Below are 22,945 nucleotides of genomic sequence, written 5' to 3'. Positions count from 1 at the left end.
AAGTTGCTTCGTGTATTATTCAAATTTCGTTGTCATAGTTCCAGTTTTATACCGGTTGTTAGGATCGAAACGTAACAAATCTCCATAAATGAGTTTGTCGGAAAGTTTCAATTCCGTTTTTGCTTTTTCAATATTCGGTTGACATAATGAGATGTCTGCTTCTTCACCTGTGTTTCGTTTATAGCACATGTTTTTTGTATACACATAATCTCCCGAAACGAAGCTACCATCACGCATTACCATAAGAGGGTCTTTTTCTTTAATAAATAGGTCAGTTCCAAATTCAACTGATTGATTTGTTTTAATACCAAGTAAATGAAGTAGCGTTGGTTTAATATCAATTTGACCAGACACTTTAGAAATGACTTTTCCTTCTTGACCAGGCACGTGAATGATGAGAGGGACGCGTTGTAATTGCATAGAATCAAACGGTGTAATAGCGTCTTTCCCAAGGAACTGAGCCATAGCTGCGTTATGGTTTTCAGAAATACCGTAATGATCTCCATAAATGACAATTACGGAATTATCATACAGTCCTTCTTCTTTTAATTGTTTAATAAATTGTTTAAGAGCTTCATCCGTGTAACGAACAGTTGGGAAGTAACGGTTTACAACACCACTTTCTGAATTAAACTCATCAACATATTGATCTTCTGGATTTAGAAGAAATGGAAAATGGTTTGTTAAAGTAATGAATTTTGTATAGAACGGCTGTGGTAAAGATTTTAGCTTTGGAATAGATTGTTCAAAGAACTCTTTATCTTTTAACCCCCAACCGACAGACATTTGTTCTGTGCCTACGTAATCATTTAAATTAAAGTAACGATCATATCCAAGTGCAGGATACATTACATCACGATTCCAAAACGTTTTATCGTTTGAATGGAAGACAGCAGAAGAATATCCGTATTTCTTTAATTGTTCTGGTGTAGCTGTATATTCATTTGTTGCATGAGTAAAGAATACAGAACCGCGGTCTAACGGATAAAGTGAATTTTCAACGATAAATTCAGCATCAGAAGTTTTACCTTGCCCTGTTTGATGATAGAAGTTATCGAAATAAAAACTATCTTTAATAAATTCATTTAAAAATGGAGTAATTTCTTTTCCATTTATTTTTTTATTAATAACAAAACTTTGTGTAGATTCCATTGAAATTAAAATTACATTTTTACCTTTTGCAGCTCCAAATAAGTTCTTATCAACTTGCTTATCTTTTGAGTCTGTATAGTTTTTAATTTCAGAGAACCCGTCCCCACTTGCAAATACACGTTCAGCTGAAGATTTAGATTGAAGTGTAATATCAAATAGATGATATGTGTATAAACCTAAATTTTTCACGACAGTTTGACGGTCAAACGAGCGCGAGAACATTTGTGGTTTATAAATAACGGAAACAACAATTTGTAGTGCTAATAGAGCAGTTACACCGCTAAAGAAAGTTCTCTTCTCAGAGCGAGAAAGCGGCGTCTTGTCGCAAAATGCTGGGAATTTACGCGAAAGAAACATTAAGATGATCGCATCTGCGAATAACAGTAATGTTTTATACGTAAAGAGTTCTTTTATACTCGTCCCTAAATCAGCCATATTATTTGTTTGAAATAATACTGGGAACGTAACGAAATCGTTATAAAATCCATAAAACATTGCATTTCCAAATAAAATGAATGATAGTATAAAACTAATTCCAACTATAATGCGGTTCCGGTGTTTAGATGCAAATAAAGCAAAACCGAAAAATAAAAGTAACGCAGCTAATGGATTAATAAAAAGCATAAATTCTTCAAAGAAATTATCAATTTTAATATCAAAAGCTAGCTTGTACACAATATATGTTTTTATCCATAATAAAACGACTGCAACGAGTGCGAATCGCAGTTTTGGAAACAGACGTTGTAGCATAATATACTCCTCTCCTAAAAAGCATGACGGTTCTTGTGGGCCTATTTGATTAGCGCCTCATTTTATATATACGAACAGTCCTTTATTATTATGTTTATTATACTATGAGTATCATTATACGAAAATAAAAGAGAGTTGTGGACTTTTTTATAACAATTGAGTAGAAAAAGGGCAGTAGGAGACAATAAAATGGAGTTTCTATGTATGATTATTATCGTGCGCGGAAAGAATCGTGTAACAATACGGAGGTTATAATGCGAAAATTATTATATTTTATAGTATGCAGTAGTGTTATACTTTTTGCTTCACCAAGTGTGTCGGTAGCTCAATATGATGCACCTCTTATGGAAGATGCCCTTTATTCTGTGTTATTCCCGAAAATAAATAAAGCAATTGAAAAACAATATGGGAGCTTGAAGCCTTATCAATGTCCTAAAATTATTAGTTTAAAAAAAGTGTATAGTGGTACATATTTATTTCAAGCAAGTATTGAAGTGACAAAGTATGAACGTGTTGCCGGGAAAATTGCGCCACCCTTTGAGAAGGTAACGATTACATTTAATAACGAAGAAGGCGAATGGGAAGTGACAAAGGTTTCAGTAAAGCGCTTACCAAACGATACGAAACTAAACTGTAAAAAAGCAATATAAAAAATTGTTTGACAAATAAAATGATCCTTTGGTATTGTTAATAGCAACAATTAGATGTTTGAAAATTAAATAGACTTACCTCATCTACTCTCAAAGGTAGAGGCCGCGATAGGAAAGAGTAAGCTATGGGAGATTTAATGGAATCTGTGATCATAGGTTGAAAGGGACTATTGCCGAAATATAAGAATAACCATCTTATTCATATATTGGGACTGCATTGAATAAATGTAGTACTGTCATAAGATTTATTTTATGGAGAGCTATTTGGAGATGTTGATGCGGTTTCTTATTTTGAGGAGATAACAACTCGTTTATTTTTTCAATATATATTTTTCCTAATAAGAAACGCGTGTGAACATTGTTCCGCGCGTTTTTTGTCTATCTAAAAGCGTGCTGCAATGAATAGAAGATTGGGGTTATGAGTTTTAGAGGAAATAAGGGAGGAATTCAAATGTATTTACACGGCACAAGCCGAATAAATGGGCAAGGACACTTAGAAATTGGAGGGTGCGACACGACGCAGCTAGCAAAACAATACGGAACACCACTTTATGTATACGATGAAGAGTCAATTCGAGGAAAGTGCCGCGCGTTTCATCGTGCTTTTAAAGAAAGTGGTTTCTCTTATCAAGTAGCATATGCAAGCAAGGCGTTCTTGTGCATGGAGATGTGCCGAGTAGCTCGTGAAGAGAATATGTCATTAGATGTTGTTTCTGGAGGAGAATTATATACTGCGCTTCAAGCAGGATTTCCGGCATCGCGCATTCATTTTCACGGCAATAATAAAACAGATGAAGAAATTGTGATGGCTCTTCAGGCAAATATTGGTTGTTTTGTCGTAGATAATTTTTTAGAATTAGAAATTTTGCATGATTTAGCAGTGCAACATGGGAAATTTGTGAACATATTAATTCGTGTAACGCCCGGAGTAGAGGCGCACACACATGAATATATTACAACAGGTCAAGATGATTCAAAATTTGGATTTGGCGTGTCAAATGGTCAAGCGATGCAGGCAATTGAGCTTGCTTTACAAAAATCAAATTATAACGTGTTAGGAATTCATTCACATATCGGATCACAAATATTTGAAACAGCCGGCTTTGTGCGAGCGATTGAAGTTCTTCATCAATTTTTAAAAAAAGTGAGAGAGCGAACAAATTATGTAGTAAAAGTGCTAAATGTAGGGGGAGGATTCGGAATACGCTACACAGAGTCCGATACACCATTAACTCTTGAGACATATGTGCGAGCTGTAACAAGTGCGGTGAGAGAACAATTTACAGTATGTGAATATCCACTACCAGAAATATGGGTTGAACCAGGTCGTAGCATTGTAGGTGATGCTGGAACGACACTTTATACAGTCGGATCTGTGAAAGACATTCCTGGTATTCGGAAATATGTGTCAGTGGATGGTGGGATGACTGATAATTTAAGACCTGCTTTATATAACGCTCGTTATGAAGCGATGTTAGCGAATCGAGGGAATGATGAGAACGAGGAAGTTGTTTCGATTGCAGGGAAGTGCTGTGAGAGTGGGGATATGTTAATTTGGGATATTACTCTACCGAAAGTTGCTTCTGCGGATTTACTAGCAATTTCGTGTACAGGGGCATACGGGTACTCAATGGCGAATAATTATAATCGGATTCGTAGACCAGCTGTCGTCTTCGCGAAAGGTGGTACATCACAAATTGTTGTAGAGCGCGAAACATATGAAAATATTATTGGGAACGATCGCATACGTATAAAAGAACTTGTTTAAATGAGGAAAAAGGAGTTGTTCGGATGGGCAATTCCTTTTTTATAAAATAAAGTAATTAAAATATATCGGAAAACTAGGATTGAAAAAAATCAGAATTGTGATAAAATACAAATACAAAGCTTATCAAGAGAAGCGGAGAGAACTGGCCCGGCGAAGCTCGGCAACCTGCTTATAGAAAGCAAGGTGCTAAATCCAGCAAAATGGAATCCATTTTGAAAGATAAGGTAAAATATATTACCGAACAGTCTTTTCGAAATGGGAAAGATTTTTTTTATGAATAAAAAGGGGGGCTGTTCGCGTGAGCGTACGGGAACATTTTGAGGAAGTATCTGAGAAAATTGAAGCGATGCTTGCTGATATGAAATATGGTTCAATTACAATTGTTGTGCAAGATGGAAAAGTCATTCAATTAGAGAAAAGTGAAAAAGTACGTTTAAAGTAAAAAGCGCTGACTAGAAAAACTAGAGGCGGTTTTAACCTATTTCATTAGGTTAAAACCGTCTTTTTGCTTTTACAGGGGGAAAAAACATGTTGACGTATGAAACGTGGGAAGAAAATGATGTTTCATTTTCAGAAGAAGATGAAACGAAAGGCGCATTATCTGTATTAAGTTGGGCTTATAAAGAATATAAAAGTGAAATTGTATACGCATGTAGCTTCGGAGTGGAAGGGATGGTACTGCTGCATCTTATTAACCAAGTAAATCCATCTGCTAAAGTTGTATTTTTGGATACAAACGTACATTTTCAAGAAACGTATGAATTAATTCAAAAAGTGCGGGAACGATTTCCTTTATTGAATATTATAGAAAAACAGCCAGAACTTACACTTGATGAACAAGCCAAAGCGCATGGTGACAAGCTATGGGAAAGCAATCCCAATCTCTGTTGTAAGATTAGAAAAATTTTACCTTTAGAAGCATCATTAGCGAATGAAAAAGCGTGGATATCGGGATTGAGAAGGGAACAATCAGAAACCCGTAAGCATACAAAGTTTATAAATCTAGATCATCGCTTTCAATCTATTAAAGTTTGTCCGCTCATTCATTGGACGTGGAAAGAAGTATGGAGATATGTATACAAACATAGCTTGCCTTATAACCCATTACATGACATTGGATATCCAAGTATTGGGTGTGAGAAGTGTACGTTGCCTGTAGGAGAGGGTGGCGATTCGAGAGATGGTAGATGGGCTGGGAAAGTGAAAACTGAATGTGGTCTTCATTACCAATAAGATGAATTTGAAAATAAAGCTAAGAGAGGGTATAGAAAATGAGTACAAGAAACGAATTAATAAATCGAATAGACGAGACATACGACGTATCACAAATTAAAAAAGAAATTGGGCTAGATAACATTGCGTTAAGTGATTTAGAACTATTAGCGACAGGAGGATATAGCCCGCTTACTGGTTTTTTAGGAAAGAAAGATTATGATTCGGTTGTAGAAACGCTTCGTTTAGCTAATGGGAGCGTTTGGAGTATACCAATTACATTACCAGTAACAGAAGAAGTAGCAGAGACGCTAAAAGTTGGAGAGGAAGTAAAACTTGTTAACGGTGGAAATGTATATGGTGTTATTCAAATAGAAGATATTTTTGTGCCTGATAAGGAAAAAGAAGCGTTACTAGTGTATAAAACGACGGATGAGGCTCATCCTGGAGTGAAAAAATTATACGAAAGACCGAACGTTTACATCGGAGGAGCTATTGTTCTTACGAAACGTTTTGAAAATAATCTGTTTCCTTCTTATCATTTAGATCCAATTGAAACGAGAGAAGAATTTAAAAAACGTGGTTGGAAAACAGTAGTTGGATTCCAAACGAGAAATCCGGTACATCGTGCCCATGAATATATTCAAAAATCTGCTCTTGAAATTGTAGATGGCCTCTTTTTAAATCCGCTCGTTGGGGAAACGAAGTCGGATGATATTCCTGCTGATGTAAGAATGGAAAGTTATGAAGTATTACTTCAAAACTACTATCCGAAAGATCGTGTCTTTTTAAGTGTATTTCCTGCAGCAATGCGTTACGCAGGACCGAGGGAAGCGATATTCCATGCGTTAGTCAGAAAGAATTTTGGATGCACCCACTTTATCGTAGGGCGCGATCATGCTGGGGTAGGAGATTATTATGGTACTTATGAAGCGCAAGAAATTTTTACAAACTTTACAGTGGAGGAGTTAGGGATTACGCCATTATTTTTTGAACATAGTTTTTACTGTACGAAATGTGAAGCGATGGCTTCGACGAAAACATGCCCGCATGGAAAAGAAGATCATGTCATCTTATCGGGTACGAAAGTAAGAGAACTATTAAGAAACGGTGAGGTTCCGCCAAGTACATTTAGTCGTAAAGAGGTAGTAGAGGTACTAATTAAAGGTTTGAAAAAAGAAGTAGTAACAGAATAGGGAGAGAATGAAATGGATACGAATATTACTTGGCATACAGCTTCTGTTTCAAAAGATGAGAGAAGAGTGAAGAATGGGCATCATAGTTTTGTAATTTGGTTTACTGGTTTATCAGCGTCGGGTAAATCTACAGTAGCAAACGCGGTTGCTCGTAAACTATTTGAAAAGAATATTGGAAACTATGTACTAGATGGAGATAATATACGCCACGGTTTAAATAAAGACTTAGGCTTTTCTGAAAGTGATCGTATGGAAAATATAAGACGGATTGGCGAAGTGGCGAAGTTATTTGTAGATCAAGGGACTGTTGTTCTTACAGCGTTTATTTCACCGTTTCGAGTAGACCGAAAACAAGTTAGAGATCTATTAGCTGCAGATGAATTTATAGAAGTGTTTGTAAAATGTCCAATTGAAGAGTGTGAGAAACGTGATCCGAAAGGGCTGTATAAAAAAGCAAGAAAAGGTGATATTAAAGACTTTACAGGTATCGATTCACCGTATGAGGAACCAGAGAAAGCGGAATTAATTGTACAAACGCACAAGTATTCTATTGAAGAATGTGCAGAACAAATCGTGAAGTACTTACAAGAGCGTAGTTTTATATAGGGGGATAAAAAATGAGTTATGAAAAAGTATGGGCTAACAATGAAAAATTAAATCAAACTGAGAAAAATAAATTAAAAAAAGATGGATTGGAAATCTTTAATGATATTCCTTACTATGCAGAGAATGGCTTCGAATCTATTCCGAAAGAAGAGTGGGACGCATTCAAATGGGCAGGGTTGTATTTACAAAGACCGAAAGAAGCTGGTTATTTTATGATGCGTGTAAATATTCCTTCTGGGATTATTACGAATGCACAGGCAGAAGTGCTTGCTTCTATCGCTGAGGATTATGGACGTGACGTAATAGATATTACGACAAGACAGGCAATTCAGTTTCATTGGTTAGAAATTCATCAAATTCCAGATATTTTTAAAAGATTAGCAAGAGTTGGGTTATCTTCAGCTGGGGCGTGTGGTGATATAACGCGTAATATTACAGGGAATCCACTTGCTGGCATTGATGCAAATGAACTATTTGATACAACTGGCATTGTGAAAGAGGTATATGATTATTTCCAACATAATGAAGAATTTTCTAACTTACCACGTAAATTTAAAATGTCTATTAGTTCTAACATTTATAATTCAGCAAACGCAGAGATTAACTGTGTTGCATTTACACCTGCAACGAAAGAGATAGATGGTGAGAAAAAAGTTGGTTTTCATATAAAAGTAGGCGGTGGGTTATCAGCCCGTCCATATTTAGCTGATGAATTAGATGTATTCGTTTTACCAGAAGAAGTGAAGGCGGTAGCAATTGCGATTGCTACGATATTCCGTGATTTTGGATATCGTGAAAAACGTCATTTAGCTCGTTTGAAATTTCTTGTTGCAGACTGGGGAGCAGAGAAGTTTAAAGAGAAACTAATAGAATATACAGGACCATTACAAAGTAAAGGAGAAAGTGCTCTCAAAGGCTGGAATGCGGGATACTTTTATGGTGTCCAAGACCAAAAACAAGAGGGACTAAAATATGTAGGTTTTAATGTGCCGGTAGGACGCCTACATGCAGAAGAAATGTTTGAGATTGCAAGAATTGCACAACAATATGGAAATGGACAAATTCGTACATGTAATTCGCAAAACTTCATTATTCCGAATGTTCCGCCAGAAAATATAACTGGCTTGCTAAATGAGCCGTTGTTTGAAGCAATATCAGCAAATCCGAAATCGTTTATTGGTCACGCGGTTTCCTGTACTGGTATTGAATATTGCAATCTTGCTTTAGTAGAAACGAAAGAAAGATTACGAAAAATTGCCGAATACTTAGATACACAAATTGCACTCGATGTTCCGATTCGTATTCATATGGTAGGATGCCCGAATTCATGTGGTCAACGTCAAATTGCTGACATTGGATTACAAGGTGTAAAAATGAAAACGAAGGAAAAAGGAATTGTTGAAGCATTTGAAATATATGTAGGTGGAACGTTGTTAAATGGTGGTGCTTATAATCAAAAGTTAAAAGGGAAAATAGATGGAGAGGATCTACCTGATGTACTCGCATCATTTATAAGTTACTTCAAAGAAAATAAATTACCGGCTGAAACGTTTTATGATTTTGTAGGCCGTGTTGGTGTAGAGACATTACAAATAGCGTTAAATAACGTGTTAGAAGAAGTAATAGCGTCTTAGGAGGGGCAATATGGATTTATATCGATTTGAAGCGGTATTAGTGGATAGCATTGTTCCAATTGTTGTTGTTGCTGAAAGTGAAGAACAGGCATTTAAGATGGTGGAGATTGAGCTTGAAAAACATTTTTTACCGTTACCAGAAGTAAAGGAGATTGCTTTATTTGAAAAAAAGAAGATTCGAAAAAGCGCGGCCTTTGTTATTCATGAGTAAGGAACATTGAAATATGAAGAAATGAAAACTTCCATTCATATATAAGGATGGAAGTTTCACTTTAATAGTAGAAATGAGGAGAGATGATGGGAAAAGTATATATCGTTGGAGCGGGCCCTGGAGATCCAGATTTAATTACTGTAAAAGGATTGAAATGTATTGAGAAAGCAGATGTTATTTTATACGACCGTCTCGTAAATAAAGAATTGCTTTCTTATGCAAAGCCTGAAGCGGATTTAATTTATTGCGGAAAACTACCAAATTATCACACGATGAAGCAAGAGACAATTAACACGTTTCTTATTAAATATGCGAAAAAAGGAAAAGTTGTAACGAGGCTAAAAGGTGGGGATCCATTTGTGTTTGGTAGAGGGGGAGAAGAAGCTGAAGCGTTAGCAAAGCAAGGTGTACCGTTTGAAATTGTTCCTGGTATTTCAGCTGGAATAGCTGCTCCTGCTTATGCAGGCATTCCAGTGACACATCGTGATGCAAGTGCAAGCTTTGCTATTGTGACAGGGCATAGGAAAGAAGATGCTGCAGAGGAAGTGAAGTGGGAAAATTTAGCGAAAGGTGTAGAGACTTTAGCTGTATATATGGGAGTTAGCAATTTACCCTACATATGTGAACAACTGATAAAGCATGGAAAAGATAAAAGTACGCCTGCTGCTATTATTGAGCGGGGAACGACATCTATGCAGCGCACAGTTGTTGGGACGTTAGGAACAATTGTAGATGTTGCGAAAAAAGAACAAATTCAAAATCCAAGCATGATTGTAATTGGAGAAGTCGTCCGTTTCAGAGAAAAAATCCATTGGTTTGAGAAACAGACAGAAAGTACGTATCAAGTAAGTGGAGTGTTATAAAATGAAAGCCATCTTATATATATGTCATGGAAGTCGCTTGAAAGCAGCGAAAGAAGAAGCGGTTGCATTTATTACGTCATGTATGAACCGTGTAGAGGCAAGTATTCAAGAAATTTGTTTTTTAGAGTTAGCGAGTCCAACTATTGATGAAGGGTTCCGTACATGTGTGAAGCGTGGTGCTACAGAGATTATTGTTATTCCAGTTTTTTTATTAGCGGCAGGCCATGTGAAAAAAGATATCCCGTTTGAATTGGAAAAGTTAACTAATCAATTTTTGAATGTTAAAGTGACATATGGTAATCCGTTTGGTGTATCAGAAACACTTGTTAAATCGGTGTATAGCGGAAGTGGTATTGAACAGGAAGGTAGGAATGAAGTCACGTTGCTTCTCGTTGCAAGAGGGAGTAGCGATCCTGAAGTATTAAGAGATATAAACTGGATCGCTTCTTTATTTCAAATGGAAGAGAAGATTAAGAAAGTAGAAGTTTGTTATTTAGCAGCTGCAGAGCCAAAATTTGAGGAGAAGTTAAAGGAAGTTGTAGAACGAAAAGAAAAGAATATCGTTGTACTGCCTTACTTGTTATTTACAGGTTTGCTTATGAAGCATATTGAAAAAGAAGTACGCCAATATGAGCTAGATGAGATAAAAATAAGTCCATATTTAGGGAAGAATGAAGCGTTTCAGTATATGTTAATTCAGAAAACGAAGAAATTATTGAAGGGAGATCAATATGTATCCACTTACAGTGCGAGTTGAGAAGAAACGTGTTGTTGTCATTGGTGGAGGGAAAGTCGCGGGATTCAAAATTATTCCTTTACTCAAACAAGGTGCAGATATAGTTGTGGTAAGTCCTGAATTGGATGCAAATTTAGTGAAACTTGTAGAAGAAAAGAAAATTCGTTGGTATCAAAGGGAGTATGAAAAAAGTGATATTAATGGTGCTTTTTTAGTTGTAGCAGCGAGTAGTGATGCCGTATTGAATGAAAAGGTTGCTGAAGATACGGCAGAAAATCAGCTGGTAAATGTTATTACGAATCCGGAAAGTGGAAATGTTCATTTTCCGGCGGCGTTTCATCGTGGGCTACTTAATATAGCTGTTTCTACTGGAGGAGCGAGTCCGAAACTTGCAAAAAAAATTCGAGATGATATCGCAAATAAATATGATGAGACGTATGAATCGTATCTTGATTTTTTATACGAAGTTAGAATAAAGGTGAAAGAATTACAAATAGAGAAAAGAGAGAGAAATATATTGTTGCAAGAGGTATTGAAGTCGATATATGTTCAAAATGAACAAAAAAGAGAATTGTTCTTACAAGAATTAGAGAGAAGAGTTCATATAGGATAATAAATAAATTGTACTTTACAACTATAAAAATATAATTTATAATCACAAGTAACTTCAATAGATGAAATCGATGAGCAAGAAGAGTATGTATATTTGATACGTTCAGAGAGCTGGGGTAAGGTGTGAGCCCGGTACGATAAAATATACAGAATGGGCTTGCGAGAGGTATGTTGAACATTGTAGTAGGCAGCCCGGGTTCCGCCGTTAAAAGGATAGAGTATCGGAGTTTTTCCTGTACTTGAACAAGTGGGGTTTATCAATCCAATTGAGGTGGTACCACGGTATTAACATTACATATATCGTCCTCTACATGCATATTTGCGTGTAGGGGACTTTTTTATTTTCTAAAGGAGGTGTGCGAGTATGAAATGAAAGTGTATAATTAACAAAAGTTTAAATATTCAGAAAAGGAGAATTTATGATGAAAGAAACACAGCAATGGACGTCGAAAATAGGCTTTGTACTCGCAGCAGCCGGAGCCGCAGTAGGTCTTGGTGCAATATGGAAATTTCCGTATGTTGCAGGTAATGGCGGGGGAGGCGCATTCTTCCTTGTATTTTTACTATTAACCTTATTTATAGGTATGCCGCTTCTTATAGCTGAATTTGTTATTGGACGTAGTACACAAAAAGAGGCAGTTACTGCGTATAAAGTATTAGTGCCAAATAGCAAGTTATATCCTTGGATTGGTCGTATGGGAGTTGTTACTTGTTTTAGTGTACTATCTTTTTATAGTGTTGTAGGTGGATGGATTTTACTATACTTATATTATAGTGTGACAGGAAGCTTCTGGAATGGTGTTGTTGATTATGGGAAATTGTTTGGTGAAACGATTTCAAATCCAGTAAGCGCGATTGGAGCGCAATTTGTCTTTATGCTTTGTACGATTTTTGTTGTAAGTAAAGGTGTAGAGAAAGGGATAGAAAAAGCAAGTAAGTACATGATGCCGCTATTATTTATTTTGTTTATTGCGATCATTGTTCGTGCATTAACACTGGATGGTGCTTTTGCAGGAGTAGAGTTCTTCTTGAAACCAGATTTTTCAAAGCTGACAGCAGATACAATTTTATATGCGATGGGACAATCGTTCTTCTCGCTAACAGTAGGGGCCTCAGTAATGGTTACGTATAGTTCCTATTTGAAGAAAGAAGAACATTTAGCGAAATCAGCAACATCTATTGTAAGTTTAACTGTTTTTATTACAGTACTTGCAGGATTAGCGATTTTTCCGGCGATTTTCGCATTAGGTGTTAAGCCGACTGAAGGACCGGGGTTACTATTTATCGTCCTTCCAGCAGTATTTGCGAAAATACCATTTGGACAATTTTTCTTCATTATGTTTTTGGTGTTATTCTTCTTTGCAACGTTAACATCTGCGATTTCCATGCTTGAAATTGTAGTAGCATCTGTTGCGAAAGATAACGAGAAAAAGCGTCCGTCAGCATCGTTATTAATTGGTATTCTTATTTTTGCAGTTGGAATTCCGTCAGCTCTATCGTTTGGAATTATGAGTGATGTGAAAATATTTGGGAAAACATTCTTTGACTTAGTCGACTTCTCAGTAAGTAACGTATTGCTGCCATTAGGGGTACTAGCTATTTCGTTATTTGTACCAAATAAAATGAGTAAAGAAATGTTAATGAAAGAATTAGAAGTTACGGAAACGAAAGGGAAAACATTATTTAATATTTGGTTCTTCTTACTTCGTTATGTTATTCCAGTAACTGTAATTATTGTATTTTTAAATGCGATAGGCGTATTTAAAATGTTTGCATAATAAAAAGACGGAGAAATCTCCGTCTTTTTATTATGTTGTAGGTGTATTTAATAAACGATTATATGCTTTATAGGCTGTGACGACTGCGAGGAATGATCCGATTAAAAATAAAACTGAGCCGCCAAATGTAAATATCCGGCCAATAAAAGTCTCTCTAGCTTCTTGTATTTCTTGTTGTAATTGTGTATTCATATAACTCACCCCGTAAACTATAGGCATTTAGTTGTAGTCTATGTGGAATGCCTATAGTGTGTGAAGGGGAAATAAAAAAACTCGGTATGCACCGAGTTTTTTTATAATCCGATATAAGGAGATGGATCAACTGCGTTTGTCTTACCGACATTCCATTCTCCAAGATGAAGTTCAAAGTGTAAATGTTGTCCGTATGATTGGCCGGTATTCCCCATAAATCCAAGTTGAGTTCCTTGTTTTACAGTTTGTCCATTCGATACAGAACGGCTACTCATATGAGCATATACTGTTGTATATGTTTTTCCATTAATACGGTGAGATAAGTACACAACATTTCCGTAACTAGATGATAATTCTGAGCGAATAACAACGCCATCTGCAGCGGCAATAATTGGAACAGTTCCTGAAGCAGCGATATCGATTCCTTTATGGTTATCTATAGAGCGCACGCCAAAACCAGAAGTTTTTGATCCAGCTGCTGGTTTAATAAATCCTCCGATGTTTGTATCGTGTGGTGTTGGGGCCGCTTGAGCTGTTTGAGCAGATGAAGCAGCTTGTTTACGAGCTTCTTCCGCCTTGCGAGCTTCCTCAGCTTTACGAGCTTCTTCTGCGCGCTTTTCTTCTTCAATTGCCTTTTGAACAGCTTGACGCTGATTTTCTAAAATGCCTTTAGATTCTTCTAATCCTTCAATCTCTGAATCTACTTTTGCCACTTTCGTATGTAGATCGCTAATAAAAGTTTGTTGCTGTTGTTGGTTATTTTGTAATTCTTGTTGTTTTTGTTCTAATTTTTGCTCGGATTCTTTCAGTTGTTGCTCTTTTTTCTCAACAGCCTCTTTTTCTTTCGTCACAGCATCTTGGTCAGTTGTTTGTTTTTTCACAATATCAGTATCGTTGTTTAAAATTAAACTGACAGAGTACATATTATCAACAAGATCAGCAATGTTTGCAGAATTTGTTAATACTTCCGTAATGATATTTGTGCGAGGTTTTTCTTGCATAGATTGCAGTCGTTGCTTAATAACTTCCTGACGTGTATCTATGTTTGTTTGTAATTGCTCTATATGTTTCTTTTTTTCAGTAATTACTTGTTGTGTTTTACTAATTTCTTTTTTTGTATCGTTTAATTCAGCTTCGTTTTTATTAATAGAAGTAGTTAAATCGTCGATTTTCTTTTGTAATTCTTGAATTTCTTTTTCTATTTGTTCTTTCTCGGCTGATTTATTTTGTAAGTCATTTTGTTTTCCTTCTAATTCAGATTGAATATTAGATAATTTATCTTGATTCGTTTCAGCGTATGCGGGTGAAAGTAACGGGGAAGCAAAAATCGTTCCTGCTGCTAAAACGCTGAACGCTACAAATTTCTTTTTCATGGTTGTCTGGCTCCTTTCCCTATGACTGTTATATATCATAAGAAGAAGAGTGTCTATCGTTGTAACCATAATGTAAAGAAAATTTTATAAAATTACTAAGTTTTGTCGGAATTTATCATTTTTCAACGATAAATTTCACTGTAGATTCATTTTTTATATTTGTGTAACAAAGGTTTGTTTTTAGAGTTTTCTTGTAAAATAAAGGGAAAAGTGAATTTGTTTTATGTAGTGAAATATTAGTTATACATTCAATAAAACACTGGTAAGGAATCGTTCTCATGTTAGGTTTTCTGACATGGGTTTTATTTTTGTCAAGAAAATTATTTGCGTTCGGGCAAACTTATTTTGTTGTCAGATTTTAAATTTTGATTTATGATTTTTAACAGGGACAAAATGTAGTGAATTGTCGAATAATATGTAATACTCTTAATTTCAAGTTTTATAGAGATAGATAGAATGAGAGATAGAGTGACACATCGAAGAGGGGGTTACAACAAATATGAAAAGAATAGGACTTGCATGGCAAATATTAATTGGTCTTACGCTAGGTATTGCAGTTGGGGCGATTTTCTTTGGCAATCCGGCAGTGGTGAGTTATTTACAACCAATTGGTGATATTTTTATCCGATTAATTAAAATGATCGTTGTACCGATTGTTGTAGCGAGTATTGTTGTTGGGGTTGCTGGTGTTGGCGATGTTAAAAAATTAGGTCGACTAGGCGGAAAAACAATTATTTACTTTGAAATTATTACAACAATTGCAATTATTGTCGGTCTATTAATTGCGAATATTTTCCAACCAGGAAAAGGCGTAAATATGGAGCAGTTAACAAAGACAGATATTTCGAAATATACACATACGACAGAGCAAGTACAAAGTCATTCATTTGCAGATACATTTGTAAATATTGTTCCAACAAACATTGTAAAGTCATTAGCTGACGGAGATATGCTTGCTATTATCTTCTTCTCTGTATTATTTGGTTTAGGTGTAGCGGCAATTGGTGAAAGAGGAAGACCGGTTCTTCAATTTTTCCAAGGTGTAGCTGATGCAATGTTTTACGTAACAAACCAAGTTATGAAATTTGCACCATTTGGTGTATTTGCGTTAATTGGAGTTACAGTTTCTACATTTGGTCTTTCTTCATTAATTCCATTAGGGAAATTATTAATTGTCGTATACGGAGCAATGATTTTCTTCGTTGTAGTCGTATTAGGAATTACAGCGAAAATATTTGGAATTAACATTTTCCAATTCTTTAAGATTTTAAAAGATGAACTAATCTTAGCGTACTCTACAGCAAGTTCAGAAACAGTTTTACCAAAAATCATGGAGAAAATGGAGAAGTTTGGTTGTCCGAAAGCAATTACATCTTTTGTTATTCCGACAGGTTATTCATTTAACTTAGATGGATCAACTTTATATCAAGCAATTGCGGCTATTTTCTTAGCACAAATGTATGGTATTGATTTATCTATTACACAACAAATTACATTATTACTTGTATTAATGCTTACATCAAAAGGTATTGCGGGTGTACCTGGCGTATCATTCGTTGTATTATTAGCGACACTTGGTACAGTAGGTATTCCAGCTGAAGGTTTAGCCTTTATCGCTGGTATTGACCGTATTTTAGATATGGCTCGTACAGCAGTTAACGTTGTAGGTAACTCTTTAGCAGCTGTAGTTATGTCTAAATGGGAAGGTCAATATGACGCTGAAAAAGGACAAGCCTACTTGAAAGAAATTTCTAATAAGCAAGCAGCTTAATTATAATTTGAACAAGCTCTCACATAATATGTGGGGGCTTTTCTATATAGAAGGGGAGCAGACGTAATGAAACGTAAATATGGTGACGGTTCTTCGTGGAAGCGACTACTAGAGAAGAATTATACGGTTAAGCAAATAGAAGAGGGAATGCTAGGAATACTGGAAATAAAAAAGGTGAGAGAACCTAGTTGTAAAGAATATGACGGTAAAGAGCTATGTATTGCTGGCAATCAGTATACGTGGATTCAATATTTCATAGACGGGAAAAACTTTGCGATTACCGCTATGTTAGATGATCAAAAAGAATTAGTGCAATATTATATCGATGTGGCGAAAGAATATGAAATAGACGAGCGTGGTTTACCGTATTTTGATGATTTATATTTAGATGTAGTGTTATTACCGAATGGTAAGATGTATGTGCTAGATGAAGATGAGCTAGAGGATGCTTATAAAAGTGGCGATGTTACAAAAGAAGAGTATGAGTTAGCTTGGTACACTACGAAATGGATCATAGCTGCAATAAAAAATAGTGAATTTTATTGGATTTCAATATTGGAAGAAGAAATCAAAAAGTTAAAATGATTATTGTATTCAAATTTTTGTATAATTACCAAAAAAATCTATACAAAAAATAATTGACTTTTGTTTTGTAAGCGAGTAAAGTTAGGGAAGAAATTATTATTAAAAAATAAATATGAAACCTTCTTATAAAGAGAGGCGGAGGGACTGGCCCTACGATGCCTCGGCAGCGGACTCGATTTCAGAGTGCTGTGCCAAATCCAGCAAGCATATGCTTGAAAGATGAGAAGAGCGTTTCTTATAGATGTATAAGACCTCTTCTTGTTGGAAGAGGTCTTTTGTTATTCATTAGAAAAAGGTTGAAACTAGGGAGAGATGGTACTTTGAAAGAAACGAGAGGAAATGGTTTGGCATTATTACCACTTGGGATATTTCTGGCGCTATTTATTGGTTCTGGAATTATTACAGGTGATTTCTATAAATTGCCGATACTTGTAGCAATTTCAATTGCTGTAGGAGTCGCTTTAGCAATGAATCGTAAAGAAAGTTTTAATGTAAAAGTGGAACGATTTGCTAAAGGTGCAGGGAACCCAGATATTATGATTATGGTTCTGATTTTTGTACTGGCAGGAGCGTTTTCTGAAACAGCAAAAGGGATGGGTGGCGTTGATTCTACAGTTAACTTAGCGTTATCAATTTTACCACAAGGATTTATCGTAGCTGGCATTTTCGTTATAGGAGCGTTTATTTCATTAGCGATGGGAACTTCCATGGGAACAATTGCTGCATTAGCACCAATTGCTGTAGGTATTAGTGGGCAAACTGATATCTCAATTGCACTTACGATGGCTACTGTTGTTGGCGGAGCGATGTTTGGAGATAATTTATCATTTATTTCAGATACAACAATCGCAGCTGTACGTTCACAAGGAACAGAAATGAAAGATAAGTTTAAAACGAACTTTTTAATTGTATTACCAGCAGCTATTATTACAATTGTACTATTAGTAATCATTACTTTAGGAAGCGATACGCAGATTAAAACGCATAGCTTTGACTGGATAAAGATTTTACCGTATGCAGGAGTACTTATTACAGCGCTACTTGGTTGGAATGTACTTATCGTGTTAACCGGTGGAACTGTACTATCTGGGGTTATCGGTCTTTTAGATGGAAGTTATACGTTAGAGAGTTTCTTTAAAAGTGTAACGACTGGAATGGGCGGTATGATGGAGTTAGTATTACTTGCTATTTTAATTGGTGGTATGGTCGAATTGATTCAATATAATGGTGGCATTCAATATTTAATGAATATTTTAACGCGTAACATTCGTTCAAAAAAAGGAGCAGAGTTCGGTATCGCTGGTTTAGTAGGTATGACGAATATGTGTACAGCGAATAATACCATTTCTATTATCTTTACAGGTCCGCTTGCGAAAAACATTGCAGATCAATATGAAATTGATCCTCGTAAATCAGCGAGTGTATTAGATCTTTTCTCGTGCTGTGTGCAAGGGTTAATTCCGTATGGTGCGCAAATGTTAACAGCAGCAGGATTTGCGGCGTTATCTCCAATTGAACTGTTACCATATGCGTTTTATCCAATCTTAGTTGGAGTATGTGGAATCATTTCTATATTAATTGGTTTCCCGAGGTTTTCTAAAGTAGCGGAAAAGAAAGAGTATCATAAAACAGCATAATGGAAGTGTATGAAAAGTAACGAAAGCCGTACAGAGAATGTTCTCTGTACGGCTTTTTATGTGCGGGAAAAGAGTGAATGATCCCATGCTACCATATGTTTTTACAAAAGGCTGAATGCAACTCGGTCTTAAGTCTGAGTTAAAAACGGTTCTTAAGCTCGTTATGGAAAAAAGAAAAAATAGTTAAGATAAGAGTATCAAATCGAAGGGAGGCAAGCACAAGATGAAACAATTTCTAGCGTTTATCGCGGCTGGTATTTTAGCTTTAATTGCTCTTGGCAGTCTTGCTGGTATTGTAGGATTCGCAATTGGAGCAGGAGTTGTGTACTGGAGCTATAAATCATTTGTGCGAGCACAATCATTTTTTGGAAAGTTAGCTTGGGGTATTGTTGGTTTGATCGGCTTGTCCATCGCCCTTTCGCATTCCCCAGCATTAATCGGTATAGCAGCATTAGTAGTTTTATACTACGGATACCGTGAGTGGAAAAAAGAAAAAGATGTAGTTGTTGATTCTGCTCCAGAAAGTTCTAAACCATATAGTAACTTTGAAGATGAGTGGAACAAGTTAATGAAAAACTAATATAAAATCAATCAAATCAAATTTATAAAGTAGAAGAGAGGAAGATTATAATGAAACAATCTTTATTCGGACGTGTACGCGATGCAATTTTAGCGGATTTTCATAATGTGTTAGATGAGAAAGAAAGAAAAAACCCAATTGCTATGTTAAACCAATATTTACGCGATAGTGAGCGTGAAATAACAAAAATTGAGAAGTTAATTCAGCGTCATAAAACATTAAAATCTAACTTTGCTCGTGAGCTTGAGCAAGCACGTTATTTCGTGAATAAAAGATCAAAGCAAGCGATTATCGCTCAAGAAGCAGGAGAATTACAACTACATGAGCGTGCATTAGAAGAAGTAGCTTATTATGAAGGGCAAGTAACTCGATTAGAAGAAATGTATGCAGGTGTTGTAGAGCAAATTGATGAGTTAGAGCGTCGTCTTTCTGAAATGAAAAATAAATTAAAAGAAATGCACGCGAAACGTATGGAATTAATGGCACGTGAAAATATGGCACATGCAAATCGTCGTATGAATACTGCGATGCATAAAATGGATGAAAATAATCCATTCTTACGCTTTGAAGAAATTGAAGATCATATTCGCGACTTAGAAACTCGTATGAACGAGGAGCATGAACGTGATACATTTGATATGAAGATTGCAAAGCTTGAGCGTGAAATGAAAGAAAAGAATGATGTATCGTTAACGAAAGAGTTAACAAAATAATAGTAGTATATTATAAAACAGGCTTATGATATAGTGATAGGAGAAAAGGTGTTGGAAAGCAATGCCTTTTCTTCTATGTATATGTGACAAGAAGGGGGGAGCTGAAATGAAGAAACATTTTTCAAAGACACAATTAATGGGGATGCTCCTCATCATATTTGGATTCGGTCTTTTTCTTGATATGATACTTGGACATTTTGAACCAGGTGGTCTCATTTTTGCATTTATTATGCTTATGTTTGGAAGGCATTATCGTAAAAAGAATCGTTATGTACGGGGAAATGTATTTTTATTTGTTGGTGGTATCGTATTTTTATTCTTCTTATTTTCATCAGCAGCATTTGTTCTTGTCGTATTTGCTTGTTTAGCTTTAATTGGTTATCAATTGATTCAACAAGGGCATCAGCAAAAAGCAATGAAGGTTGAAATTAAAGAAAAAGGGATTATAGATGAAGAGAAGCAAATATATCGTACAGAACCATATTTGAAAAATATGTTTGTTGGCAATGTACGAATGATGGATCATATTTATGAACTTGAGGATATTAATGTTCAATATGGTGCTTGTGATGTGGAAATAGATTTAACAACTGCTATGATTCCAGAAGGAGAAACGGTAATTGTTATTCGGGGTGTCGTTGGTAATATTCGTTTATATGTGCCATATGATATTGAACTGTCTTTAAATCATTCTGTTATTGTCGGACGTGTGCTCTTGCCAGGTCATGAGGAGACAGGGTTTAACCGCAATGTTACATTTAGAACAGAGCAGTATAAAGAGGCTCCTCGTCGTATTAAAATTATTTCTTCGCTTGTCGTAGGCGATACGGAAGTGAGGAAAGTATAATGAAGAAACAAAAAAATATTTCGTGGATGTATATTCGTTATTCTATGTTGTCCTCAGTTAGTATCGCACTCATTTGTACAATTGTATATGTATGGAAAAGCGAGCAACAAGTATATGATTTATTATGGAAGGAATCCATCGCTTCTGTTCCAATTGGCTTGTTTATTATGACTACAAGTTTACTTATCGGGGGAATTGTAGGATATGCAATCGGTTACTATATAGAGCAGCGTATACAAGGATTAAATACGTTTCTATTTGAAGTAGAGCGAGGGAATTTTCCGAGTGATGTTTCGTTTACTGCAGATGATGAATTTCGTGAAGTGGAACGAAAAGTAATCGGTCTGGCTCGTCGATTAGAGGAGCAAGCTGGACTCTTTCAAAAGGTAACGAATGAACGAGCTCATTGGAATGAAGAGATGAGACAAGAAGCGATTTCCCAAGAAAGGCATCGATTGGCGAGGGAGCTGCATGATTCTGTAAGTCAGCAGCTTTTTGCAATGTCGATGATGATGTCGGCTATTAATGAACAAGTAGCTGAATTTCCAGAAACGACGAAAAAGCAGTTACAGCTCGTTGAAAATATGGTTGTAAATGCCCAGTCAGAAATGAGAGCATTGCTTCTTCATTTACGCCCAGTACAGTTAGAAGGTAAGAAACTAACAGAAGGTATAGAAGAATTATTAACAGAACTATCTAGAAAGCAACATATGAAAATTGAATGGTTAATTGAACCGATTCAATTAAAAAAAGGTGTAGAAGATCACTTATTCCGCATTGTACAAGAGGCGCTATCTAACACTTTACGTCATGCGAAGGCAAAGAAAACGGAAGTGCGTCTTCGAAAAATTGATCAATATGCAATATTGAAAATTATTGATGATGGTGTAGGTTTTAAAGTAGGAGTGAATAAGGCTGGTTCTTACGGATTAAGGTCAATACAAGAGCGTGTTCATGAAATTGGTGGGACATTAAAGGTACTTAGTTTTCCAAATAAAGGTACACAAATAGAAGTAAAAGTACCGATTATGATTGAGAGAGGGGGAGAATCATGATTAAAGTATTACTAGTGGATGATCATGAAATGGTTCGAATGGGTGTATCAGCATATTTATCAACGCAGCCAGATATTGAAGTAGTTGGAGAAGCTGAAAATGGAAGAAAAGGTTCAGAGTTAGCTTTGCAATTAAGGCCGGATATTATTTTGATGGACCTTGTCATGGATGAGATGGATGGTGTTGAAGCAACACGTGCTATTATTCAAGAATGGCCAGAAGCAAAAATTGTAGTTGTAACGAGCTTTTTAGATGATGAGAAATTGTATCCTGTTATTGAGGCCGGAGCGACAAGTTATTTATTAAAAACATCAAGAGCGAGTGATATAGCAGACGCTGTACGAGCTACTTATGACGGAGAAACGGTATTAGAGCCGAAAGTTACTGGTAAAATGATGTCTCGTATGCGTCAGAAGAAAGAACAACCTTTGCATGAGGAGTTAACAGAAAGAGAGTCTGAAATTTTGTTATTAATTGCAGAGGGGAAAAGTAATCAAGAGATTGCAGATGAGTTGTTTATTGCCCTCAAAACAGTAAAGACACATGTGAGTAATATATTAAATAAGCTAAATGTAAGTGATCGAACACAGGCGGTTATTTATGCGTTTCGACATCAATTGACGAAATGATAAAGTGAAACTTTAATCAGTGGGGTGGTCCCCACTGGTTATTAGTTTGTACAAAATCTTTTTATTGACGCTAATAAATGTAAGCGTTATCATTGAGTTGTTAACAGTACATACAAAGGGGAGAATGTATATGTTAGTTCAAACTATATTCGGCATGGATAAGTCTAAAAAACTAGGGGATTATGTGAACGCATTACAAGCGCTTTGTGAACAATATAATGTTGAAACAGATAAAATTGCAATTGTTGAGGCGACAGAAGAGTACTATTTATTTTTAGTAAAGCAAGAAGAGTGCTACGATGTTGTCAAAGTAGAAACAGTGGATACAAATATTGATTATTATACGAAAGCGTATAAAATAAGCAGTTTTAATCATACTGCTTATCAAATGTAAA

24 protein-coding genes, 3 riboswitches and 1 other annotated feature are annotated in these 22,945 nt (G+C 35.8%); of the genes, 21 read left to right on the top strand and 3 right to left on the bottom strand.

Annotation, left to right across the window (positions count from 1 at the left end):
• Nucleotides 1-15 precede the first annotated feature (15 nt).
• Nucleotides 16-1,902, bottom strand: a complete 1,887-nt coding sequence (locus AC0NJG_RS08805) for an LTA synthase family protein (RefSeq protein ID WP_087951807.1) — start codon at nucleotides 1,900-1,902, stop codon at nucleotides 16-18.
• 254 nt (nucleotides 1,903-2,156) lie between these two features.
• Between AC0NJG_RS08805 and AC0NJG_RS08800 the strand changes: the two genes are divergently transcribed.
• The 12 genes from AC0NJG_RS08800 to AC0NJG_RS08745 all read left to right on the top strand — a co-directional run bounded on the left by AC0NJG_RS08800 (nucleotide 2,157) and on the right by AC0NJG_RS08745 (nucleotide 13,168).
• On the top strand, nucleotides 2,157-2,552 hold the full coding sequence (locus AC0NJG_RS08800) for a DUF3888 domain-containing protein (RefSeq protein WP_173601331.1): 396 nt from the start codon (nucleotides 2,157-2,159) through the stop codon (nucleotides 2,550-2,552).
• An 89-nt stretch (nucleotides 2,553-2,641) separates the two neighbouring features.
• Nucleotides 2,642-2,823: riboswitch (Lysine riboswitch) on the top strand.
• Nucleotides 2,824-3,003: 180 nt separating this feature from the next.
• On the top strand, nucleotides 3,004-4,320 hold the full coding sequence (gene lysA / locus AC0NJG_RS08795; RefSeq protein ID WP_474062985.1) for a diaminopimelate decarboxylase: 1,317 nt from the start codon (nucleotides 3,004-3,006) through the stop codon (nucleotides 4,318-4,320).
• Between the two features lie 117 nt (nucleotides 4,321-4,437).
• Nucleotides 4,438-4,546, top strand: a riboswitch (SAM riboswitch).
• Nucleotides 4,547-4,618: 72 nt separating this feature from the next.
• Nucleotides 4,619-4,762, top strand: a complete 144-nt coding sequence (locus AC0NJG_RS08790; RefSeq protein ID WP_000116161.1) for a YezD family protein — start codon at nucleotides 4,619-4,621, stop codon at nucleotides 4,760-4,762.
• A gap of 86 nt (nucleotides 4,763-4,848) precedes the next feature.
• Nucleotides 4,849-5,553 carry a phosphoadenylyl-sulfate reductase gene (locus AC0NJG_RS08785; protein WP_474062984.1) on the top strand — a complete coding sequence of 235 codons (705 nt, stop codon included), beginning with the start codon at nucleotides 4,849-4,851 and terminating at the stop codon, nucleotides 5,551-5,553.
• Nucleotides 5,554-5,591: 38 nt separating this feature from the next.
• Nucleotides 5,592-6,728, top strand: a complete 1,137-nt coding sequence (gene sat / locus AC0NJG_RS08780) for a sulfate adenylyltransferase (protein ID WP_000107515.1) — start codon at nucleotides 5,592-5,594, stop codon at nucleotides 6,726-6,728.
• Between the two features lie 12 nt (nucleotides 6,729-6,740).
• Nucleotides 6,741-7,334 carry an adenylyl-sulfate kinase gene (gene cysC / locus AC0NJG_RS08775; protein WP_000380508.1) on the top strand — a complete coding sequence of 198 codons (594 nt, stop codon included), beginning with the start codon at nucleotides 6,741-6,743 and terminating at the stop codon, nucleotides 7,332-7,334.
• Between the two features lie 11 nt (nucleotides 7,335-7,345).
• Nucleotides 7,346-8,968, top strand: coding sequence for a nitrite/sulfite reductase (locus AC0NJG_RS08770; RefSeq protein ID WP_143880965.1), 1,623 nt, complete (start codon nucleotides 7,346-7,348; stop codon nucleotides 8,966-8,968).
• A gap of 10 nt (nucleotides 8,969-8,978) precedes the next feature.
• The gene (locus AC0NJG_RS08765) at nucleotides 8,979-9,179 is read left to right on the top strand and encodes a DUF3906 family protein (RefSeq protein WP_087951812.1); all 201 of its coding nucleotides are present in this window, start codon (nucleotides 8,979-8,981) and stop codon (nucleotides 9,177-9,179) included.
• Nucleotides 9,180-9,265: 86 nt separating this feature from the next.
• Nucleotides 9,266-10,042 carry a uroporphyrinogen-III C-methyltransferase gene (gene cobA, locus AC0NJG_RS08760; protein ID WP_049111559.1) on the top strand — a complete coding sequence of 259 codons (777 nt, stop codon included), beginning with the start codon at nucleotides 9,266-9,268 and terminating at the stop codon, nucleotides 10,040-10,042.
• Between the two features lies 1 nt (nucleotide 10,043).
• A complete protein-coding gene (locus AC0NJG_RS08755; protein WP_087994439.1) occupies nucleotides 10,044-10,799 on the top strand; it encodes a sirohydrochlorin chelatase in 756 nt (251 codons plus the stop codon).
• On the top strand, nucleotides 10,774-11,391 hold the full coding sequence (locus AC0NJG_RS08750; RefSeq protein WP_000283349.1) for an NAD(P)-binding protein: 618 nt from the start codon (nucleotides 10,774-10,776) through the stop codon (nucleotides 11,389-11,391). The genes AC0NJG_RS08755 and AC0NJG_RS08750 overlap by 26 nt, the downstream gene beginning before the upstream one ends.
• A 61-nt stretch (nucleotides 11,392-11,452) precedes the next feature.
• Nucleotides 11,453-11,701, top strand: a binding site (T-box leader).
• 111 nt (nucleotides 11,702-11,812) lie between these two features.
• Nucleotides 11,813-13,168: a sodium-dependent transporter gene (locus AC0NJG_RS08745; RefSeq protein WP_000665439.1), complete on the top strand. Its 1,356-nt coding sequence runs from the start codon at nucleotides 11,813-11,815 to the stop codon at nucleotides 13,166-13,168.
• A 30-nt stretch (nucleotides 13,169-13,198) separates the two neighbouring features.
• Here AC0NJG_RS08745 and AC0NJG_RS08740 read toward each other — a convergent pair whose 3' ends face one another.
• Both AC0NJG_RS08740 and AC0NJG_RS08735 read right to left on the bottom strand, forming a co-directional pair.
• Entirely contained in the window at nucleotides 13,199-13,360 is a 162-nt protein-coding gene (locus tag AC0NJG_RS08740; protein WP_001095994.1) for a hypothetical protein, read from the bottom strand.
• A gap of 101 nt (nucleotides 13,361-13,461) precedes the next feature.
• Nucleotides 13,462-14,733, bottom strand: a complete 1,272-nt coding sequence (locus AC0NJG_RS08735; protein WP_087951814.1) for a murein hydrolase activator EnvC family protein — start codon at nucleotides 14,731-14,733, stop codon at nucleotides 13,462-13,464.
• A gap of 499 nt (nucleotides 14,734-15,232) precedes the next feature.
• On the opposite strand from AC0NJG_RS08735, the gene gltP reads away from it, so the two are divergent.
• From gltP to AC0NJG_RS08690, 9 genes are all read left to right on the top strand, one after another.
• On the top strand, nucleotides 15,233-16,504 hold the full coding sequence (gene gltP / locus AC0NJG_RS08730; RefSeq protein WP_000821146.1) for a glutamate/aspartate:proton symporter GltP: 1,272 nt from the start codon (nucleotides 15,233-15,235) through the stop codon (nucleotides 16,502-16,504).
• A 66-nt stretch (nucleotides 16,505-16,570) separates the two neighbouring features.
• Nucleotides 16,571-17,089 carry a ribonuclease FAU-1 family protein gene (locus AC0NJG_RS08725; protein WP_087951815.1) on the top strand — a complete coding sequence of 173 codons (519 nt, stop codon included), beginning with the start codon at nucleotides 16,571-16,573 and terminating at the stop codon, nucleotides 17,087-17,089.
• A 120-nt stretch (nucleotides 17,090-17,209) separates the two neighbouring features.
• Nucleotides 17,210-17,315, top strand: a riboswitch (SAM riboswitch).
• 94 nt (nucleotides 17,316-17,409) lie between these two features.
• Nucleotides 17,410-18,726, top strand: a complete 1,317-nt coding sequence (locus AC0NJG_RS08720) for a Na+/H+ antiporter NhaC family protein (RefSeq protein WP_087951816.1) — start codon at nucleotides 17,410-17,412, stop codon at nucleotides 18,724-18,726.
• Between the two features lie 223 nt (nucleotides 18,727-18,949).
• Entirely contained in the window at nucleotides 18,950-19,306 is a 357-nt protein-coding gene (locus tag AC0NJG_RS08715) for a lmo0954 family membrane protein (protein WP_000808648.1), read from the top strand.
• 50 nt (nucleotides 19,307-19,356) lie between these two features.
• Nucleotides 19,357-20,019, top strand: coding sequence for a PspA/IM30 family protein (locus AC0NJG_RS08710; RefSeq protein WP_000814138.1), 663 nt, complete (start codon nucleotides 19,357-19,359; stop codon nucleotides 20,017-20,019).
• A 106-nt stretch (nucleotides 20,020-20,125) separates the two neighbouring features.
• Nucleotides 20,126-20,866 carry a cell wall-active antibiotics response protein LiaF gene (gene liaF, locus AC0NJG_RS08705; protein ID WP_000716094.1) on the top strand — a complete coding sequence of 247 codons (741 nt, stop codon included), beginning with the start codon at nucleotides 20,126-20,128 and terminating at the stop codon, nucleotides 20,864-20,866.
• Complete coding sequence (locus tag AC0NJG_RS08700) at nucleotides 20,866-21,921, top strand: sensor histidine kinase (RefSeq protein ID WP_087951817.1); 1,056 nt, start codon at nucleotides 20,866-20,868, stop codon at nucleotides 21,919-21,921. Before liaF ends, AC0NJG_RS08700 begins: the two co-directional genes overlap by 1 nt.
• Entirely contained in the window at nucleotides 21,918-22,550 is a 633-nt protein-coding gene (locus AC0NJG_RS08695; RefSeq protein ID WP_000598709.1) for a response regulator, read from the top strand. The genes AC0NJG_RS08700 and AC0NJG_RS08695 overlap by 4 nt, the downstream gene beginning before the upstream one ends.
• A 55-nt stretch (nucleotides 22,551-22,605) precedes the next feature.
• Nucleotides 22,606-22,944 carry a DUF3922 domain-containing protein gene (locus AC0NJG_RS08690; protein ID WP_373408446.1) on the top strand — a complete coding sequence of 113 codons (339 nt, stop codon included), beginning with the start codon at nucleotides 22,606-22,608 and terminating at the stop codon, nucleotides 22,942-22,944.
• The last annotated feature ends 1 nt before the right edge of the window (nucleotide 22,945 follow it).

This window comes from Bacillus sp. SSR7 (assembly GCF_055902415.1).
The sequence above is the reverse complement of the archived record's forward strand: the minus strand, read 5'-3'. Positions and strand labels throughout refer to the sequence as shown.

Coding starts and splice junctions, on each gene's coding strand:
- AC0NJG_RS08805 (WP_087951807.1), bottom strand. CDS start 1,902: ATGCTACAACGTCTGTTTCCAAAACTGCGATTCGCACTCGTTGCAGTC.
- AC0NJG_RS08800 (WP_173601331.1), top strand. CDS start 2,157: ATGCGAAAATTATTATATTTTATAGTATGCAGTAGTGTTATACTTTTT.
- lysA (WP_474062985.1), top strand. CDS start 3,004: ATGTATTTACACGGCACAAGCCGAATAAATGGGCAAGGACACTTAGAA.
- AC0NJG_RS08785 (WP_474062984.1), top strand. CDS start 4,849: ATGTTGACGTATGAAACGTGGGAAGAAAATGATGTTTCATTTTCAGAA.
- sat (WP_000107515.1), top strand. CDS start 5,592: ATGAGTACAAGAAACGAATTAATAAATCGAATAGACGAGACATACGAC.
- cysC (WP_000380508.1), top strand. CDS start 6,741: ATGGATACGAATATTACTTGGCATACAGCTTCTGTTTCAAAAGATGAG.
- AC0NJG_RS08770 (WP_143880965.1), top strand. CDS start 7,346: ATGAGTTATGAAAAAGTATGGGCTAACAATGAAAAATTAAATCAAACT.
- AC0NJG_RS08765 (WP_087951812.1), top strand. CDS start 8,979: ATGGATTTATATCGATTTGAAGCGGTATTAGTGGATAGCATTGTTCCA.
- cobA (WP_049111559.1), top strand. CDS start 9,266: ATGGGAAAAGTATATATCGTTGGAGCGGGCCCTGGAGATCCAGATTTA.
- AC0NJG_RS08755 (WP_087994439.1), top strand. CDS start 10,044: ATGAAAGCCATCTTATATATATGTCATGGAAGTCGCTTGAAAGCAGCG.
- AC0NJG_RS08750 (WP_000283349.1), top strand. CDS start 10,774: ATGTATCCACTTACAGTGCGAGTTGAGAAGAAACGTGTTGTTGTCATT.
- AC0NJG_RS08745 (WP_000665439.1), top strand. CDS start 11,813: ATGAAAGAAACACAGCAATGGACGTCGAAAATAGGCTTTGTACTCGCA.
- AC0NJG_RS08740 (WP_001095994.1), bottom strand. CDS start 13,360: ATGAATACACAATTACAACAAGAAATACAAGAAGCTAGAGAGACTTTT.
- AC0NJG_RS08735 (WP_087951814.1), bottom strand. CDS start 14,733: ATGAAAAAGAAATTTGTAGCGTTCAGCGTTTTAGCAGCAGGAACGATT.
- gltP (WP_000821146.1), top strand. CDS start 15,233: ATGAAAAGAATAGGACTTGCATGGCAAATATTAATTGGTCTTACGCTA.
- AC0NJG_RS08725 (WP_087951815.1), top strand. CDS start 16,571: ATGAAACGTAAATATGGTGACGGTTCTTCGTGGAAGCGACTACTAGAG.
- AC0NJG_RS08715 (WP_000808648.1), top strand. CDS start 18,950: ATGAAACAATTTCTAGCGTTTATCGCGGCTGGTATTTTAGCTTTAATT.
- AC0NJG_RS08710 (WP_000814138.1), top strand. CDS start 19,357: ATGAAACAATCTTTATTCGGACGTGTACGCGATGCAATTTTAGCGGAT.
- liaF (WP_000716094.1), top strand. CDS start 20,126: ATGAAGAAACATTTTTCAAAGACACAATTAATGGGGATGCTCCTCATC.
- AC0NJG_RS08700 (WP_087951817.1), top strand. CDS start 20,866: ATGAAGAAACAAAAAAATATTTCGTGGATGTATATTCGTTATTCTATG.
- AC0NJG_RS08695 (WP_000598709.1), top strand. CDS start 21,918: ATGATTAAAGTATTACTAGTGGATGATCATGAAATGGTTCGAATGGGT.